The 18,329-nt window shown below is 51.3% G+C and carries 15 protein-coding genes; 7 read left to right on the top strand and 8 right to left on the bottom strand.

The features are described from left to right. Window positions 1-27: 27 nt before the first annotated feature. Window positions 28-1,551: a S8 family peptidase gene (locus tag BLP55_RS01865; protein ID WP_091140607.1), complete on the top strand. Its 1,524-nt coding sequence runs from the start codon at window positions 28-30 to the stop codon at window positions 1,549-1,551. Between the two features lie 51 nt (window positions 1,552-1,602). Here the strand turns inward: BLP55_RS01865 and BLP55_RS01870 are convergent, their stop codons facing one another. From BLP55_RS01870 to BLP55_RS01880, 3 genes are read right to left on the bottom strand one after another with little or no spacing between them, the layout of a single operon-like run. Beyond that, window positions 1,603-2,166, bottom strand: a complete 564-nt coding sequence (locus BLP55_RS01870) for a GNAT family N-acetyltransferase (RefSeq protein WP_091140608.1) — start codon at window positions 2,164-2,166, stop codon at window positions 1,603-1,605. Further along, entirely contained in the window at window positions 2,166-3,104 is a 939-nt protein-coding gene (locus BLP55_RS01875) for an alpha/beta fold hydrolase (protein ID WP_244503395.1), read from the bottom strand. Before BLP55_RS01875 ends, BLP55_RS01870 begins: the two co-directional genes overlap by 1 nt. Window positions 3,105-3,147: 43 nt before the next feature. After that, window positions 3,148-3,996 carry an aldose 1-epimerase family protein gene (locus tag BLP55_RS01880; protein ID WP_091140610.1) on the bottom strand — a complete coding sequence of 283 codons (849 nt, stop codon included), beginning with the start codon at window positions 3,994-3,996 and terminating at the stop codon, window positions 3,148-3,150. Window positions 3,997-4,106: 110 nt separating this feature from the next. Between BLP55_RS01880 and BLP55_RS01885 the strand changes: the two genes are divergently transcribed. Further along, entirely contained in the window at window positions 4,107-6,335 is a 2,229-nt protein-coding gene (locus BLP55_RS01885) for a M1 family metallopeptidase (RefSeq protein ID WP_170826765.1), read from the top strand. Between the two features lie 27 nt (window positions 6,336-6,362). Here the strand turns inward: BLP55_RS01885 and BLP55_RS01890 are convergent, their stop codons facing one another. From BLP55_RS01890 to clpB, 3 genes are all read right to left on the bottom strand, one after another. Beyond that, window positions 6,363-6,887 carry an energy transducer TonB gene (locus tag BLP55_RS01890; RefSeq protein ID WP_139149561.1) on the bottom strand — a complete coding sequence of 175 codons (525 nt, stop codon included), beginning with the start codon at window positions 6,885-6,887 and terminating at the stop codon, window positions 6,363-6,365. Between the two features lie 81 nt (window positions 6,888-6,968). Continuing rightward, a complete protein-coding gene (locus tag BLP55_RS01895; RefSeq protein ID WP_091140612.1) occupies window positions 6,969-7,214 on the bottom strand; it encodes a hypothetical protein in 246 nt (81 codons plus the stop codon). A 167-nt stretch (window positions 7,215-7,381) separates the two neighbouring features. Continuing rightward, the gene (gene clpB / locus BLP55_RS01900) at window positions 7,382-9,985 is read right to left on the bottom strand and encodes an ATP-dependent chaperone ClpB (protein WP_091140613.1); all 2,604 of its coding nucleotides are present in this window, start codon (window positions 9,983-9,985) and stop codon (window positions 7,382-7,384) included. A 129-nt stretch (window positions 9,986-10,114) separates the two neighbouring features. On the opposite strand from clpB, the gene ytxJ reads away from it, so the two are divergent. Next, window positions 10,115-10,495 carry a bacillithiol system redox-active protein YtxJ gene (ytxJ, locus tag BLP55_RS01905; protein WP_091140614.1) on the top strand — a complete coding sequence of 127 codons (381 nt, stop codon included), beginning with the start codon at window positions 10,115-10,117 and terminating at the stop codon, window positions 10,493-10,495. Here the strand turns inward: ytxJ and BLP55_RS01910 are convergent. Further along, window positions 10,484-11,236: a hypothetical protein gene (locus tag BLP55_RS01910; protein WP_091140615.1), complete on the bottom strand. Its 753-nt coding sequence runs from the start codon at window positions 11,234-11,236 to the stop codon at window positions 10,484-10,486. The two genes, ytxJ and BLP55_RS01910, sit on opposite strands and share 12 nt — an antisense overlap. Here BLP55_RS01910 and BLP55_RS01915 point away from each other — a divergent pair. Beyond that, complete coding sequence (locus tag BLP55_RS01915; protein ID WP_091140616.1) at window positions 11,229-11,474, top strand: hypothetical protein; 246 nt, start codon at window positions 11,229-11,231, stop codon at window positions 11,472-11,474. The genes BLP55_RS01910 and BLP55_RS01915 overlap by 8 nt on opposite strands. Window positions 11,475-11,492: 18 nt before the next feature. On the opposite strand, the gene fahA is transcribed toward BLP55_RS01915, so the two are convergent. Continuing rightward, entirely contained in the window at window positions 11,493-12,776 is a 1,284-nt protein-coding gene (fahA, locus tag BLP55_RS01920; protein WP_091140617.1) for a fumarylacetoacetase, read from the bottom strand. A 107-nt stretch (window positions 12,777-12,883) separates the two neighbouring features. On the opposite strand from fahA, the gene glyA reads away from it, so the two are divergent. From glyA to miaE, 3 genes are all read left to right on the top strand, one after another. Next, complete coding sequence (glyA, locus tag BLP55_RS01925; RefSeq protein WP_091140618.1) at window positions 12,884-14,158, top strand: serine hydroxymethyltransferase; 1,275 nt, start codon at window positions 12,884-12,886, stop codon at window positions 14,156-14,158. A gap of 220 nt (window positions 14,159-14,378) precedes the next feature. Then, window positions 14,379-16,808, top strand: a complete 2,430-nt coding sequence (locus BLP55_RS01930; protein WP_170826766.1) for an outer membrane beta-barrel protein — start codon at window positions 14,379-14,381, stop codon at window positions 16,806-16,808. A 776-nt stretch (window positions 16,809-17,584) separates the two neighbouring features. Beyond that, the gene (gene miaE / locus BLP55_RS01940; protein WP_091140621.1) at window positions 17,585-18,178 is read left to right on the top strand and encodes a MiaE family protein; all 594 of its coding nucleotides are present in this window, start codon (window positions 17,585-17,587) and stop codon (window positions 18,176-18,178) included. Window positions 18,179-18,329: the final 151 nt, after the last annotated feature.

Raw genomic sequence — 18,329 nt, forward strand, 5'->3', positions numbered from 1 at the left:
AGTTGTGAACCAATTAATTAGTCCAATATGAAAAAAACAAACTTAAGCTGGTTGGTCGCGGTAACGCTGCTCATGGCTGCGTGTTCCAAAGACGATACGGTAAACGATGCCGTCTTTCCTGCGACCGAGGAAGCGCTGGTCAAAGACTCGATCACGCCGCAACAAATCAACGCCCAAATCGACCAATCGTTGCAGGAAACAGGCGAATTTGATTGGAAACAAGCCTCCAACAACATGCTCTGGAGCGCCGTGCACCACGGTAGGGAAGTGGTCTCGATCGGATTCGGGACGCACGCCAACGACTTCGACCGAAGCAAATCGCCACAAAATGCGCAAATTCAAGATCAATTGTTGCAAATCGTCATGGCGCACGAAGGCAAGCCGCTCAACCAGACTTTGCTGGCCGCCGATAGCTATCTCAACACCATGGACGTTGCGGTGACACGCCAGGAAACCATCATCGCCTTGCGCCGAAGCAATCTCGTACGTTACCTGGAACCGGCCGACTACCGTTATTTCGAAGTCGCGCACAGCTTGGAACGCAGCGATGAATCGTCGAGTTCGGGCGGATCGGGTTGCGGGTACGATGCCGCGACGCTTGCCGCCGCCGACTACACCACGGTAACGCCCAACGCCAAGGCCGCCTGGACGCTTTACCAGCACAACGTCCCGAGTGCTTGGGCATACAGTACCGGGCAAGGCATCACGATCGGAATTGTCGATACGGGCACGTCGCCTAACCAGACTTTGCTTGGCAGCAGTTTCAACGACGGATTGTCCACTGGGCGTACCATCCAGAAATTCGGCACCTATGTCGATTCGATCTGGCCTTGGTCTACCGGTACCGATGGCCCGAACGACCAATGTGGGCACGGTACCAGCATGGCTTCGGCTGCCGCCGCACCGCGCAACGACAACGGACTGCCCGTGGGCGTGGCCTACAATGCGAACCTGATCACCTACCGCGCCGCGGCCAATGTGGTGCTCGACGGCGCGCACGAGCAAAACGGTGTCAAGAACGCGTTTACCGCGCTGGGCAACAACGCGGCGGTCAAAATCATATCGATGTCGATGGGGCATGTGTTCTCGGTCGGCAAGATTTCGGACGGGGTCAAGTATGCGCACTCGAAAGGAAAACTTATTTTTTGTGCGGGTGGTACTTCTACCAGCTTTACGACCTTTGTAGGCGTCATCTTTCCGGCGTCTATGGCCGAGGCGGTGGCCGTGACAGGCATCAAGGAGGGCGGCTATGTCAAATGCGACGACTGTCACAGCGGCAGCAAAATAGACTTTACGGTGGTCATGCAACGCGCGGCTACGGGCAATACCGTTCCCGTGGTGAGCTACCACAACAACCAGTCGGATTATGTGGGCGGCTCATCGGTAGCCACGGCTACCACGGCGGGTATAGCGGCGCTCGTTTGGGCCAAGAACCCAACTTGGAACCGCGACCAGGTTTTGGCCAAGATGCGTCAGTCGGCGCATTTTTATCCGAACAAAAACGCGCAATTCGGTTACGGCAACATCAACGCCTTGTTGGCGGTACAATAATCAGGGAAAGCCCCTAGAGAAAACCATCGGCGGATTTTTTGCCGGTGGTTTTTATTTTTTCAGGAAATCGCGGTCGAGTATCGCATAGATGACCGTGTCGAGGAATCTGCCGTCAAAAAACTCATTTTCCCTTAAATGCGCTTCCTTGACAAAACCATTTTTCTCCAACACTTTGGCCGACGCCGTATTGCCCGGATCGAGAATGGCTTCGATCGAATGTAGTTTCATGTGGTTAAAACCATAGGCCACGACGGCACGGATGGCCTCAGAGACGATGCCCTTGCCGTGGTGCGCTGGATGAAGCATGTAACCGATTTCGGCACGGTAATTTTGCGGTTGGATGCGGTAGTGCCCGATGATACCCAACAACGTCGGGTTTCCTTTGAGCGTGATGGCCCAATTGATGCCTTCGCCCGTATCGATTTTGTCGTTGATCATCTTGATGTGCTCCATCGCTTGGTCGAGGTTGGTCACAAGCGGACGCGGAATGTATTGCATCGTTTCGGGGTCGGAGCGCAAATCAAACACCTGTTGCACGTCGGTTTCCATTACGCGGCGCAGCAGCAGCCTTTCGGTTTCGAGCTCCTGGAACGGGAGAAAGTTGATCACTAACATTATTTTTTGTCTATGAATTCGATGACGCTTTGGTTCACGATCGCGGCCTGGTCGATGCTGATGAAATGTCCGGCATCCTTGACCAACAGCGTGTCTACGTGCGGTATCGTCTCGGCGGCGCGTTGCAGGATGTCGCGGTCGTTGATGACATCGTGATCGCCCACGAGTACCATCACAGGGATAGCGAGCGTTTGCAACTGTTCTTTTGGGAACCGGTACATTTTTATCAAATCGGGCTTACTTCGGCCAAATTTATTCGCAAGATAGAACTGTTCCTTGTATTTGCGGTCGATTTTTTCGGGATGTTTCGAGAATTGTTCAAAAAACTTGTTGAGCCTTTTGGGGCTCGGAAACATCTTGAGCTTGACGGCGGTGAAAGCCTTGCCCAGTTTGTCGACGCCGCCAAAGGTTTGCGCCGGGCTCAGCAAGGCCAATTTTGCGACCCTGTTTTCGGGCTCGAGTGTGAGCAACGTAGCGATCCATCCGCCGCGCGAGGCCGCCACCAGGTTGATGTCCTTCAAATTGTAGTGCGCAAATACCTGGTTGTAAAAAGCCACCATGTCCTTGGGTTCCATGTCCTTGACGGTAGCCAACGATTTGCCTGTTTCGAGCGGATAGTCGATGGCATACACGCGGTGTTTCTGGCTCAATGCTTTGACATTCGGGAACCACATCGTCGAACTGGCGTCGGTGCCGTGCATCAACACCACGGGTTTGCCGTTTTTGGGACCCGAGACGATAACGTGGGCCAGTCCGTACGACGTGACCACATCGGCTTCCTCGTACTTTACCTTCCAAAGCCTGAGCGCGTTGTTGTAGGAACGCAAATAGAGCAGTTTGCCGGTTCTGGTCGGGAAAACATAATCATTAGAATCTTGCGTGACGGCGCACGAAGCCAGAATAACGACGGTAAGTAACAATAGGAATGCCTTTCGCATGGTCATTGGGTTGTGACCCAAATTTAGCCCATACGGCGGGCGGTCATCGAATCGTTATGCTGAATTTTGTTTCAAAGTTTCCATGTGGCGCAAGCGACAAAATGCCTTCCTTTTGGGAGAGTTCGCCATTGGATTCGGGCGTATCGGCGTAGCTAAACCACGGCTCGATACACAGGAACGGTGCACCGGGCTTGGTCCAAAGTCCGAGGTTCGGAAACCCGGCAAAGGCAACAGTCAAAAGCGGTGCATCGTCTTTACAAATGGTCAACGATTTCGATTCCAGTTTTTTGAAAACCAGCGCATCGTTGGCAAACAGGGCGTAGTCGAGCGGTAGTTTTTGGTTGTCGAGTACAAGCGATGCGGTGCGGTTTGAAATCAAATCGTTTTCGAGCAAATGGTAGACGGGCGTTTCGTTTTTCTCAAATTCGAGATGGTAGTCTTCGAAATTTCCGGGCAAGGCAAACGCGGGATGCGCGCCAATAGCAAACGGCATGGTTTCGTCGGATCGATTGCACACGAGGTAACCGATGGTGAGCCCTTGATGGGTAAGCGTGTAGATGATCTGGAGTTCAAAGCCAAACGGATAGACCGCCATCGTTTGTGGGTCGGATGCTATCGAAAAAACAGCCGTCGCGTCGGTTTTCGACACCAATTCGAACACGCGGTCGCGCGCAAACCCATGACGCGGTAAGTGGTATTGTTTGCCGCCGTGACGGTAGGTGTTTTCTTTCAGCGTACCTACGATAGGAAATAAAACGGGCGAGTGCTTGCCCCAGAATTCGGGATTGCCTTCCCAAATGTACTCGGTGTTGTTTTTGCGCAACGACACCAGTTCGGCGCCGTGGTGGTTGATGGTGGCCGTGAAACCAAATTGTTCGAGCGTTGTTTTCAAGTGTAATTTTTTGGTAAAGTTAGCCGCTTTTCGAAATATCCGTGTCGGTTTTTCTATTTTTACCGCGTAACAAAAATGGGTACACGCGACTTACCCGTAAACCTTTTCCCATGAGCAAAAAACTGGCGCCGCTTTTGGCTTTGTTCTTTGTGTGGCTGGCCCAGGCGCAGCACACGCCGTCGAAATATGATTATTACGACACGTTCAATCCGTTGTTTTACACGCAAAACGGCAACGAGTTCCGCGCAGCCGACGGGAGTCCGGGACCAAAATACTGGCAAAACCGCGCCGATTATGTACTGACGGCATCGCTCAACGACCAAACCAATGAAATCACCGGTTCCGAAGTCCTGACCTACACCAACAACAGCCCCGAAGACCTAGGATTCCTGTGGATGTACGTCGACCAAAACCTGTTTGCGAAAGACTCGCGCGGCAACGCCATCATTCCGCTCAAGGGCAGTCGCAATGGCGCACAGGGGCAGCAATTTGAAGGCGGGCACAAAATCAAGTCGGTGAAATTGCTCTCGTCTTCGGGCGGGAAATCCACCGAGACCGACCTCCAATTTTCGGTACACGACACGCGCATGCAGGTGATTTTGCCGCAAGCCGTTAAATCGGGCGGAGGCGTAGTCAAACTCAAGATCGATTTCTCGTTTGTTTCGCCCGCCTACGGATCGGACCGCATGGGCTACTACGACAGCAAGAACGGCCGCGTATACTCGGTTGCGCAATGGTACCCGCGCATGTGCGTGTACGACGACGTAAGGGGATGGAACGCGCATCCGTATTTGGGTGCGGGCGAGTTTTACCTCGAGTTCGGCGATTTCGACGTGAGCATCACCGCGCCTGCAAACCACATTGTCGTTTGTTCGGGCGAATTGGTCAATACCAACGAGGTCTACACGACCGAGCAACAAAAACGATGGGCATTGGCCGCGCAAAGCGACAAAACGGTACTGATCCGCTCGGCGCAGGAAGTGGGCAAAAGCAGCTCGCGTCCGGCCGGGAAGTCCAGTCTTACGTGGCGTTTCAAGATGAAAAACACGCGCGACGTGTCGTGGGCGTCCTCGGCGGCGTTTATTATCGATGCGGCGCGGATCAACCTGCCGAGCGGGAAAAAATCGCTCGCCATTTCAGCCTATCCCGAAGAAAGCAACGGCAACAACGGCTGGGAGCGTTCGACCGAATACACCAAGGCTTCGATGGAGCATTATTCTAAAATGTGGTTCGAATATCCGTACCCTGCGGCCACCAATGTGGCATCTGTCGCGGGCGGTATGGAATATCCGGGCATCGTTTTTTGCGGATGGCAGGCCAAGGGCGAGGAGCTTTGGGGTGTGACCGACCATGAGTTCGGCCATACCTGGTTCCCGATGATTGTGTGTTCGAACGAGCGCCAATTCGGATGGATGGACGAAGGGTTCAACTGGTTCATCAACTCGCTGAGCAGTATCGATTTCAACAAAGGCGAATACAAACGCGCGCCGCTCGACATGCAACAACAGGCGGCCTACATGACGCATCCCGAACTCGAAACGGTCATGAGCGCGCCCGACAACATGAAGGAAAACAGCATCGGCGTGTTGCTTTATTACAAGCCTGCGGCGGGACTGACGATGTTGCGCGAGCAGGTTTTGGGCAAGGAGCGTTTCGACTTTGCGTTTCGCACCTATATCGAGCGATGGGCGTTCAAGCACCCAACACCCAATGACTTTTTCAGGACGATGGAAAACGCGGCAGGCGAGGACCTGAACTGGTTCTGGCGCGGCTGGATCGTCAACAACTGGCGTTTGGACCAAGCGATCGCGGCGGTCAGGTACGTCCAAAACGATCCGAAGCAAGGTGTTCTCATCACCATCGACAATCTCGAAAAAATGGCGATGCCCGTACAGCTTGATGTCCAATACCAATCGGGCAAAACCGAACGCGTTAACCTGCCTGTCGAAGTGTGGCAACGCAACAAAAGCTGGACGTTCAAGCATCCGTCTACCGAAGCCATCAAAACCCTGACGCTCGACCCGAGCCACGTATTTCCCGACTACAATCCGGCGAACAACAGCTGGGTTTCGGGCAAGGACAAGCTCGACGAAGACATCATCCTGACGCCTTATCTGGGGACTTTTGCAAGCAGCGAGTTGCGTTTGGAATTGGTGTTTACCCAAGGTGCCGACGGGTTGCTCGTGCAGTTCACAGGCCAGGCGCCGGCCCAACTCGCACCAATGGGCAAAGACCGTTTTGGATTCGAAGGGACCAGCATGTCGTTCCAATTCAGTGCCGATCGGTCATCGGTTGTTTTTTCGGAAGGAGAAAAGCGGTACACCTTTAAACGCCAATAAAAAGAAAAGCACCCGATGGTGCTTTTTTTATTCGATGTTGAAATTGATCGGGTAGTTGTACAAACAGCGTACGGGCTTGCCGTCTTCTATGGCCGGTGTCCATTTTTCGTCGAACGACGCCAACACGCGTACGGCTTCGGCCTTGAGCAATTCGGTTTGCTTGGCTTCGTAGGCTTTTTGCTCCTCGGTGGCGATGGCCACTTGCTCGGCCGGCACCAAATCCTTGACGCTGACGTAGAACGTGCGCACATCGCTCATGCTCCCGTCGGGCTCGACCACAAAACTCGTGAAGATCTTGACTTTCTTGTTCTTGAGGTCGGGAAATTTGAAGCTGTTGCTCACGTGTACCGACAACGACAAATGGTTTTTGAGTTGCGGCTTGGCATCGACTTCGGGTGTTCGGAACACTTTCTCGTTGCGGTCGGCTTTGTCGGCGATGGGTTCGGGCGCCTTGACGGCCGTTTTTTCCGCGTCGGGTTTGTCGACGGTGTAGTTCTGCGCAGACAGCGCAAAGCCCGTCAAGCAAAGTCCCAAAAGCAAAGTTGTTCTCATCGCGGATTTTTGTCAAATATAGCTATTTTTTTGAATTACAAAACACTACAAAAGGAAGGGCCGGCATGTGCCGACCCTCTGTCAATCTTCGTAATAGTTGAAGTCTCCGCCTTCATCCGCTAAAAGGATCTCAATCTTGGTGATGGCGCTCGTACTTTTTTGGCGCGCATTGCCTTTGGACTGAAACGACACATTGACGAGGTTTTTCCTGCTTTGCAGCAGCCGGATCAGCCGTTGGACCAATTCCTGTTCGTCGAGGTCGATAAGGTTTTCTTTTTCAGAAAGGATTCTTCCTGGCAATTTGATTGTGACATTTGTCTTGTCCATACATCTATTTGTTTAGTAAAAATTGACATTGCACAGCCAAGCAAATCGAAGTATGTAAGTAAACTTAACGCCGATAATGGCGTATTAGTGTTAAAACGTTGATAATTTATTTAGAATCTGTAGATTCATACGACTAAATATGGTTTAAATGCAAAATCCATGTAGGATTACTCCTTTAAATCGGTTTGGTTGCGGAATACCAGTTGGCCGTCGAACGCATCGATCAAAATGATGCTGTCGGTGGTGATTTTTCCGGCCAGGATTTCCTTCGACAACTGGTTCAACACCTCGCGTTGGATGACGCGTTTTACGGGTCTTGCGCCGAATTGCGCGTCGAATCCTTTTTCGGATAAATAGGCGATGGCCTCGGGTGTCACATCCATGGTGATGCCTTGTTGCGCGAGCATCTTGGTCACCGATTTGAGTTGCAAACCGACGATTTGTTGGATGTTTGCCGAAGTCAACGGTGTAAACATCACGATTTCGTCGATGCGGTTGATGAACTCGGGACGCACAGTCTGCTTGAGCAAACCAAGGATTTCGGTCTTGGCCGCTTCGGTTGCCGCTTCGATGCCGCCCTTGAGGTTTTCGAATTTCTCCTGGATGATTTCGCTGCCCATGTTGCTCGTCATGATGATGATCGTATTCTTGAAATCGGCGAGTCGACCCTTGTTGTCGGTAAGTCGGCCTTCGTCCAAAACTTGCAGCAAGATGTTGAATGTGTCCGGATGCGCCTTTTCGATTTCGTCCAACAAAATCACCGAATACGGTTTCCGTCGTACGGCTTCGGTCAATTGCCCGCCTTCGTCATAACCGACGTATCCCGGAGGCGCGCCTACCAATCGACTCACGCTGTGGCGTTCCTGGTATTCGCTCATGTCGATGCGGGTCATTGCGTTTTCGTCGTCGAACAAATATTCGGCCAACGCTTTGGCGAGTTCCGTCTTTCCGACGCCCGTTGTCCCAAGGAACAAAAACGTCCCGACCGGTTTTTTCAAATCCTGCAATCCTGCGCGGCTACGGCGTACGGCATCGGCCACGGCTTCGATCGCTTCTTCTTGTCCGACCACGCGTTTGTGCAGTTCGGCCTCTAAGTTGAGCAGTTTTTCGCGTTCGCCCTGCAACATCTTGGTCACGGGAATACCGGTCCATTTGGCCACGACTTCGGCAATGTCTTCGCGTGTGACTTCTTCTTTGATGAGTGAAGCGCCCGACTGGTTTTCCTGCAATTGTTTTTGCAAATCTTCCAATTTGGTTTGTGCGTCCTTGATTTTTCCGTAACGGATTTCGGCCACTTTACCATAGTTGCCCTCGCGTTCGGCGCGTTCGGCTTCCTGTTTCAAGTCTTCGATTTCGGTTTTGACCGCCTGGATGCCATCTACGATGTCTTTTTCGGATTTCCATTTCGAGAAAATTTCGTTGCGGTCGTCCTTCAAATTGGCGAGTTCCATGCCAAGCGATTTGAGTTTGCTCTCGTCGTTTTCGCGTTTGATGGCTTCGATTTCGATCTCGAGTTGCATGATCTTGCGGTCCAAAACGTCGAGTTCTTCGGGTTTTGAATTGATTTCCATACGCAATTTCGACGCGGCTTCGTCCATCAAATCGATGGCCTTGTCGGGCAAAAATCTATTGGTGATGTAGCGCTGCGACAGTTCGACGGCGGCAATGATCGCGTCGTCCTTGATTTGCACTTGGTGGTGTGTTTCGTATTTTTCCTTGATGCCGCGCAGGATCGAAATCGCGCTTTCGGTATCGGGTTCGTCGACCAAAACCTTCTGGAAACGACGCTCCAAAGCCTTGTCTTTTTCGAAATATTTCTGGTATTCGTCGAGCGTCGTCGCTCCGATGGCACGCAATTCGCCACGCGCCAACGCCGGTTTCAAGATGTTGGCCGCATCCATCGCGCCCTCGCCACCGCCTGCACCAACCAAGGTGTGGATTTCGTCGATGAACAAAACGATGTCGCCTTCAGAAGTCGTCACTTCTTTTACTACGGATTTCAAACGTTCCTCGAATTCGCCCTTGTATTTTGCACCCGCAATCAGCGCGCCCATATCGAGCGAGAAGACGATTTTGTCCTTGAGGTTTTCAGGTACGTCGCCATCGACGATACGGTGCGCAAGTCCTTCGGCAATCGCAGTTTTACCCACGCCGGGTTCGCCCACGAGCATCGGGTTGTTTTTGGTGCGGCGCGTCAGGATTTGCAAGACGCGGCGGATTTCTTCGTCACGCCCGATGACGGGATCGAGTTTGCCGGTCTTGGCCAATTCGTTGAGGTTTTTGGCGTATTTGGAAAGCGCGTTGTAGGTTTCCTCTGCCGATTGCGAGGTGACGCGTTCGCCTTTGCGCAACTCATCGATCGCGGCCTGCAAGCCTTTCTCGGTCACACCTTGGTCTTTGAGGATTTGAGCGACCTTGCTTTTCGATTTGAAGATGGCCAAGATCAAATGTTCGATCGAAACGTATTCGTCGTTCATTTTCTTGGCGATGATTTCGGCTTCGTTCAAGGTCGAGTTCGCTTCGCGCGACAACGTAATTTGCGCGCCCGATACTTTCGGGAAACTCTGGATGGTGCTGTCGAGGATTTGTCCGAACAGCGGCACATTCACATTGAGTTTCTTGAGCAGGAACGGCGCGACGTTTTCGTCGACTTCGAAAATGGCCTTCAAAAGGTGTTCGTTTTCGATTTGTCCGTTGCCGTAACTTTGCGCAAGCAATTGCGCCTGTTGCAAAGCTTCCTGCGATTTGATTGTTAAGAGATTTATATTCATATTTTTTTGTTCCTTTCGTTTGTTAACTTTGGCCGACGCATTGCAATTGGTATTCCAAGGTGAATAATCTGACTTTTTGACATTTGCTAATGGAAATTAGATGTCAAATTGTCCTAAAATCAGACAGTTATGGGGTTTTTAAACGGTTGGTTTGGCGATGGGCAGCCAGATGCAAAGATAGATTGGAACGAACTGACGCACGTTGCCCAATTGGACGGACTTGTCGAACAATCCAACACGCGACCAATATTGGTTTTCAAACACTCGACGCGTTGCGGGATCAGCCGGATGGTGCTCAAGCGGTTCGAAAGCGAATTCGATTTCCAGGATAAAGTGATACCGTATTTTTTAGATTTGCTCGCGCACCGCGATATTTCCGATGCGATTTCCCAACGGTTTAACGTGGTGCATCAGTCGCCGCAGGTTTTGATGATTAAGGATGGGAGATGTGTTTATGATGTGTCGCATGAAGAGGTTTCTGCGGTATCGATAGCCCCTTCACTTGTATGAGATGATCGCCTCTTCTATCGCCGTCGCCTTCTTATCGCTGAAATAAACGGTGCGTATACTGTCTCCGAAACGCTGCACCAATGCAGATTGTATGGTGCTGTCCGTTGCGTTTACCGAATAGGTTTGTTGCCCGCTGCGGCTGTATTTGATGTCTTTGGACCCGAACCATATTTTTCCATCGGCTTGGTACCAAATGTGTTCTTTTTCGAGTCCGTTGCTGTAGTATAGAATGTTCGAGTAGTTCTTGATACTACCGTCGGTATTGTAGGATGCTTGCCTGGTTGTTTGGCCTTTTTTGTTTTTTTGCGTTAAGAATTTATCCTTTAAGGTGTTGGTCTCGTCGTAGCTGTAAGTGATGAAGTCTCGTCGGTTGGGTTCAAATACGTTGACCTGGTAGGAGGTTTTCAGGCCTTTTTCGTAGCGCGTTTTCCCGGTTGGTTGTCGTTTTCGGTTGAAAGAATAGACAGTGTAAAACTCAAGTATGGTATCCTTACGGACCGATTCATAGGTAATGGTATGTTTCTGGTCGTCGTACTTGAACATTTCTTTGATGACAGGCTTGTTTTGGTTCTTACCCCAATGCCATATTTCGGTCGGGCGCCCGTGCTTGTCGTAAAACAACGAATACTTGCTGCTCAATTTTGTTTTGACAATCGTGTCGCCACGTACCTCAAATTCATAGTCGCTTAGTTCTGTTTTGCGGCGGCCGTCGGTTTGTAGTCCATATTCTTCGATGTACATCAAAGGGGAGCAGCTGGCGAGCAGTAGGGATGCGATTAACCCTTTACTGGCGTTAGAAGAGGATTTGTCATTTTTTGATAAATTTCGCAACAGCGCTTTGTGTGAGTCGTCTGTTGTTTTGTTGTTGATCTTTGCCATGCTGATGGAAACGGTTGATAGTGAAGACTACAAAACGCGCTTAATGTCATCGCCAAATATACCAAATAATCAAAAAAAGCCGCATCCCGCGGCTATATGAAATTTAACTTTTCGCGGTCTATTTCCTCCCGAACGGCGGCAACAACTTGCTGCTTACCTCGCCAAAACCAATTCGCGTTTCGGCGTTTTTGCACCAGCCTTTGATGATCACCGTATCGTTGTCGTTGATGAATTTGCGTTCCGAGCCGTCTTTCATCTTGATCGGATTCTTGCCGCTCCAGGTGAGCTCGAGCATCGACCCGAAACTGTCAGGGGTAGGGCCCGATATTGTTCCCGATCCCATCATGTCGCCCGAATTGACACGGCAACCGTTCGACGTATGGTGCGCCAGTTGCTGGCTCATCGTCCAATACATGTATTTGAAGTTCGACGTAGATACCACCGTCGGTTCGACGCCTTCTGGCTCGATGGAAACTTCCAAATTGATGTCGAACGCATGCTTGCCTTTTTGTTGCAGGTAGGGCAGCGGTGTCGGGGTTTGCTTTGGCGACTTGGTACGGAACGGTTCGAGCGCATCGAGCGTCACGATCCATGGCGAAATCGACGTCGCGAAATTCTTGGCCAAAAACGGCCCCAGCGGCACATATTCCCACTTTTGGATGTCGCGCGCGCTCCAGTCGTTCATGAGCACCATTCCAAAAATATAATCTTCGGCTTCGTGTACGGGCATGTTTTCGCCCATGATGTTGACATCGGTGGTGATGAAAGCCGTTTCGAGCTCAAAGTCGATCATACGCGATGGCCCAAAAACTGGGGTCCTTTCACCGGCGGGAACGGTTTGTCCCATCGGACGGTGTACCGGGATGCCCGACGGCACAATCGAAGAACTGCGCCCGTGGTAACCCACCGGAATGTGCAGCCAGTTCGGCAACAGCGCATTCTCGGGGTCGCGGAACATCATCCCAACATTGGTTGCGTGCTCCTTGCTCGAGTAAAAGTCGGTGTAGTCACCAATTTGTACCGGAAGCTGCATCTCGACTTCGTCCATCGAGCACACGACCACGGCGCGGTGGTCCTTGTTGTCGCGCAGTTCGCCATTGTCGGCGTCAAAAATCTCGGCGATGCGGTTGCGCACCAGTCGCCAGGTTTTCTTGCCGTCCGAAATGAAATCGTTGAGCGTGTCCTGCATGAACATGTCGTCGGTGAGTTCGATGCCTTCAAAATAGTTGAGCTGTTGCAATGCCCCAAGGTCGACCGCATGGTTGCCGATCCGGGTCCCGATGGTGACCACGTCGTCCTTGGTGATGAACACGCCGAACGGGATGTTTTGTATCGGGAAATCGCTGTCCTGGGGTACTTCCAGCCAGGATTTTCGGTTCGGATCGTTTGCAGGGATGGGCATTTTGCGCTGGGTTTAGTGTTGAAAATTAAGTCATCAAATATATAGTAAAGTCGTTATTTAACAAACCGATTTTGTACTTTTGGGGAGTTTTAACGAAATATTATCATATGCACCACGACGAACAAATTTTCGACCTTATTTTAGAAGAACAAGACAGGCAAATACACGGGCTCGAGCTCATCGCGTCCGAGAATTTCGTGAGCGACCAGGTGATGGAAGCCGCAGGTTCGTGCCTTACGAATAAATACGCAGAAGGCTACCCGGGCCGTCGTTATTACGGCGGATGCGAAGTAGTCGACGTGGTCGAGCAAATTGCCATCGATCGGGCCAAGGCGTTGTTCGGTGCCGAATATGTCAACGTGCAACCGCACTCGGGGTCGCAAGCCAACACGGCGGTATACGCGGCTTGTTTGAAACCGGGCGACAAAATCCTCGGGTTCGATCTTTCGCACGGCGGGCATTTGACACACGGTTCGCCCGTGAACTTTTCGGGTAAATTATACGAAACCGCATTTTACGGTGTAGAAAAAGAAACCGGACGTTTCGACTACGATAAAATCCAGGCGATTGCAACGGCAGAACAACCCAAGATGATCATCGCGGGTGCATCGGCCTATTGCCGCGACATGGATTTTGCGCGTTTTCGCCAAATCGCCGACAGTGTAGGCGCATTGTTGTTGGCCGACATCTCGCATCCGGCGGGACTCATCGCCAAAGGACTCATGAACGATCCGATTCCGCATTGCCACATCGTCACGACCACCACGCACAAAACGTTGCGCGGGCCACGCGGCGGGATGATCATGATGGGCAAGGATTTCGAAAACCCGTGGGGACTCACGACACCAAAAGGCGAAATCAAGATGATGTCGAATTTGCTCGATATGGCGGTATTCCCGGGCAACCAGGGTGGGCCACTCATGCATATCATCGCGGCCAAGGCCGTAGCATTCGGCGAGGCACTCACCGACGAGTTTTTCCACTATTCGATGCAAGTCCAGAAAAATGCCAAGGCGATGGCCGAAGCGTTTATGAAGCGCGGCTACAACCTGATTTCTGGCGGTACCGACAACCACATGATGCTGATCGACTTGAGAAATAAGAACATCACAGGCAAGGAAGCCGAAAACGCGCTCGTCAAGGCCGAAATCACCGTCAACAAAAACATGGTGCCGTTCGACGACAAGTCGCCGTTTGTGACTTCGGGCATCCGTATCGGAACGCCTGCCATCACCACGCGTGGTTTGGTCGAGGCCGATATGGAGAAAATCGTCGACATGATCGACCGCGTTTTGATGAACCACACCAACGACGAACTCATCGCGCAAGTGGGCGAGGAGGTCAACGACATGATGAGCGAACGCGCCATCTTTGTGTTCTAGACCAACGTTTTTGTACAACAAAGGCCTGCGGATTTCGTAGGCCTTTTTATTTTTGGGGTATTGTCGTTGCCGCGGTAGCATCGGTCAAACGACCGCAACATTCGCTCGCGCTGTTACAAAAATGAAGCATTGCATACCTATTTGTTTTATCGTTAATCATCAATCACTCGAGGCGTACCCGAACTGTTCGAAACGCCGCGAGAAAATCAAAATCAATCCAATGAAAATCATTTATGCAGTCGTATGCCTTTTTTGCTTTGGCATCACATCGGCGCAAACCGCCAAAATCTCGGGAATAGTAAAGGATTCCAATCAAAAACCTGTCGGCAACATCCTGATTTCGCTGCTCCAATCGACAAATCAAACGCTCGTCAAAACCGAAATCACGCAACCTGACGGCGCTTTTGCGTTCGAAAACCTACAGGCGGGCGAATACGTCATCACCATCGATGAAAACGGCTACCAGACTTTTGCGAGCCAGCCGATATCGGTAGTCGACAGCCAATCGGCAACCGCCAATCCCGTCTTGACGTTGACCGAAGCGCAGCAACTCTCCGAAGTCACCGTACAAAAGAAAAAGCCGCTGGCCGAGTACAAGATCGACCGCACGGTGGTCAATGTCGATGCGATGGTATCGAGTGCGGGTTCCGATGCGATGGATGTGCTGGAAAAATCGCCCGGCATCATCGTCGACCAAAACGGGACGATCAGTTTCAAGGGGCGTTCGGGCGTACAAGTGTTCATCGACGACAAACCGACGTACCTTTCGGGTTCGGAACTCGAGGCCTATCTCAAGGCGTTGCCCGCCAGTACGCTCGACCAGATCGAACTCATCACCAATCCGCCCGCCAAGTATGAAGCGGCGGGCAGCGCGGGCATCATCAACATCAAGACCAAGAAAAGCAAGGCCAAAGGGTTCAACGGCAATTATACGGCGCGTGGTTCGGTGGGCAAACGCTGGCATTCGCGCAACGGTTTGAGTCTTAACTTTATGCAGGGCAAGGTGCGGGTTTTTGGCAACGCGGGCTATGCGACACAGGCTTTTGTGACCGATTTGGACATTTACCGGCAATTTCTCAATCCCGATGGCAGCACGCGTTCGTTGTTCGACCAAAAGACGCTCATCGAACGGCGCAACAACACCGCAAACCTGCGTTTGGGTACCTATTTTTATGCGACCGAGAAGACCACGCTGGGCATCAACCTTGGCGGGATGTTAAGACGCGGCAACCAGCGGTCGGACGGCAGCAGCGTGGTGTACGACGCAGCGGGTGTGCTCGATTCGACCATCGTGGCCAAGAACTCCGAACGCAACAGGTTCAAGAACGCCAGCGTCAACCTCAATGGGAGCCACGAATTTGCCGAAGGCAAGAAATGGTCGGCCGACGTCGATTATTTGCGGTACGACGACAAGACGATCCAAAATTTCAGCAATTATGTGTTTCGTCCCGACAGTGGGCTCGCGAGCTCGGACGAATCGACGGGCAAACTCCCGGGGGTGATCGACATTTATGCGTTCAAGACCGATTACAGCCATGCTTTCCCGAAAGACCAGACGCTCGATACGGGTTACAAATTGAGCTACTCGCACACCGACAACGTCACCGAGTATGCCGACGTTACCGACGCAGCTTCGGTTCCGAACTACGACATGAGCAACCATTTCAAATACGACGAAGTGATCCATGCGGGTTATGTGAACTACAGCCGCAATTTCAAACGGTGGTCGTTGCAGGCCGGACTCAGGGTCGAGCACACGATCTCTAAGGGGAACCAATTGGGCAATGTAATGAAGCCCGCCTCGCAATTCAGACGCGATTACACCAATTTGTTCCCTACGCTTTATGTACAGTACAAAGTGGATTCGATTGGCAATCACCAACTGGTGACCTCTTACGGCAAGCGCATCAACAGGCCGTATTACCAGGATTTGAACCCGTTCGTGAGCCCGCTCGACAAGTTTACGTTTTACACGGGCAATCCGTACCTGAATCCATCTTTTTCGCATACGGTAGAGTTGTCGTACCGTTACAAAAGTCTTTTCAATACAACGGTAAGCTATGGGTTTACCGAGGACGGCATCGACGAAACGCTCGAGATCAAAGAAGGGGTTTACTACAGCCGCCCGGGCAATTTGAGCAAAACCAAGTACGTGAGCTGGAACATCCAATCGGACATTCCGGTGGCCCAGTGGTGGTCGGCCAATATGTATTGCGAGGTCACGCACATGAAGTACGACAGCCCGTTGTATACGCAATACCTGACGGCAGAAGGCACGATGTTTTACCTGCAGGCCAACAACCGATTCAAACTGGGCAAGGGTTGGCAGGCCGAGTTGGGCGGGAATGTGATTTCGGCGCTGCCGTCGGCGCAGGTCGGGACGCGCCCCAAACATACGGTGAATTGCGGGGTGCAAAAAAAGGTGCTCAAGGACCAGGGCACGATACGGTTTACGGTGAACGACATTTTTTACAGCAACGTCAATGCGGGCACCATCAACAATTTGCAGGATACATACGCCAATTACGAGAACTGGGGCGACACGCGGTATGCGGCGCTGACGTTTACGTATGCGTTCGGGAAGATGTTCGCGTCTAAGGACGGCGGGGAACGTACGGGCGCCGAGAGTGAGCAGAATAGGGTGAAGTGATGTGGATTGGGAAGTTAAAATAGGCAGTTTTTCTGTAAGACGGGTATCGAAAAAAAATGTAGTTTGTCACTAGTAAGGGAAGGGGGAGTAAGGTTTACCCCTAACAAACCAAAATGACTTTTGGGTATAGAAAATCTGCACTTTTTGTTAAAGTTTCAATGGGGTCGACCGTCGGCTTTTCTCCCGATGAGATCATTGTTGAGCTGCGCCGGTCGCCGCATTGCGGTGACGCTTGGTTGCCCACCATGAATTTGTCTTGACGTTCGAAGCAAACTTCTTGCTTATGGGCAACGCGATACAAGCAACATGTAGCTAGCTCCTTAAAAGAGGATTTTTCCAGAAACACGACTACGACTGTCAAAAAAACCAGCGCCTTGCAAGTGCACTGGTCGGATTTCTCTTTTTGTACAATGTCTTTTGCGCATTTTCCAAGTACGCGCTGGCAGGTGTTTTTCTTGGATGTAGGCGACGAAAACCTTCGTCCAGCTTGCGTTTTTCAGAAACATTTTTACAGTTTGTTGTAAAAAATCTGTTGTGATTTTTTTACAACAGATTTTTCACAACAAACATGATCTGAGAAAATTCACTGGTTAAATGCCATAAAACCGAACGGGTTTTTAGGGTAAGGCACGGGTGTTTTGGGGTCGATTTTTGGAGCGTTGCATCGGTGTGCATTGATGGCGAACGACGAAAATAGGTGTGATACAGCACCAATTTGCGCAGATCCTTTTTCTTTTTGCGCCGAAAACGTTAAATTTGGGGCAAACTTGAACACCATGTCTACTTTTCGCCTGCAACTGCCTACCGATCCGCGGTGGGTCAACATCGTAGAAAGCAACATCGAGGAAATCCTTACCGACCACGCATGGTGCGAGCAAAAAGCGGCGTCGAATGCGATTACGCTGGTTACGATCAACAACGAGTTTCCCGATCTGGTGACCGACATGCTCGCATTGGCCAAGGAAGAAATCGAACATTTCGAGCGCGTGCACGAAATCATCAAGCAGCGCGGCTACAAGCTAGGGCGCGAGCGCAAGGACGAATACGTGGGCGAATTGGCGCAATACATGAAACGCAATTCTAATGGTAGCCGTGTGTCGGGTTTGGTGGAGCGGCTGTTGTTTTCGGCCATGATCGAGGCGCGCAGCTGCGAGCGTTTCAAGGTGTTGTCGCAAAACATCAAGGATCCCGAACTGGCCGAATTTTACCGCGAACTGATGGAAAGCGAGGCGGGCCACTACACCACTTTCATCGGCTATGCGCGCAAGTATGGTACGGGCATCGACGTCGAGAAGCGTTGGCGCGAATGGCTTGATTTCGAGGCTTCGGTCATCGCGCGTTACGGTAAGTCGGAAACCATTCACGGATAGTTGTTAAAAGTTGAAATCTACGACGGATACAATCTGTTAAAAGTCAAATAATTATAGTATATTTGGGGAACTGCTGGATTAATTTGAGGCGAATAGTTTTGCCGAACACTTGGCAGTTTTGTTTTTTGCCCTATATTTATCGAATCAAAAA

The sequence above is a fragment of the Flavobacterium caeni genome (assembly GCF_900101895.1).
Lineage (GTDB): Bacteria > Bacteroidota > Bacteroidia > Flavobacteriales > Flavobacteriaceae > Flavobacterium > Flavobacterium caeni.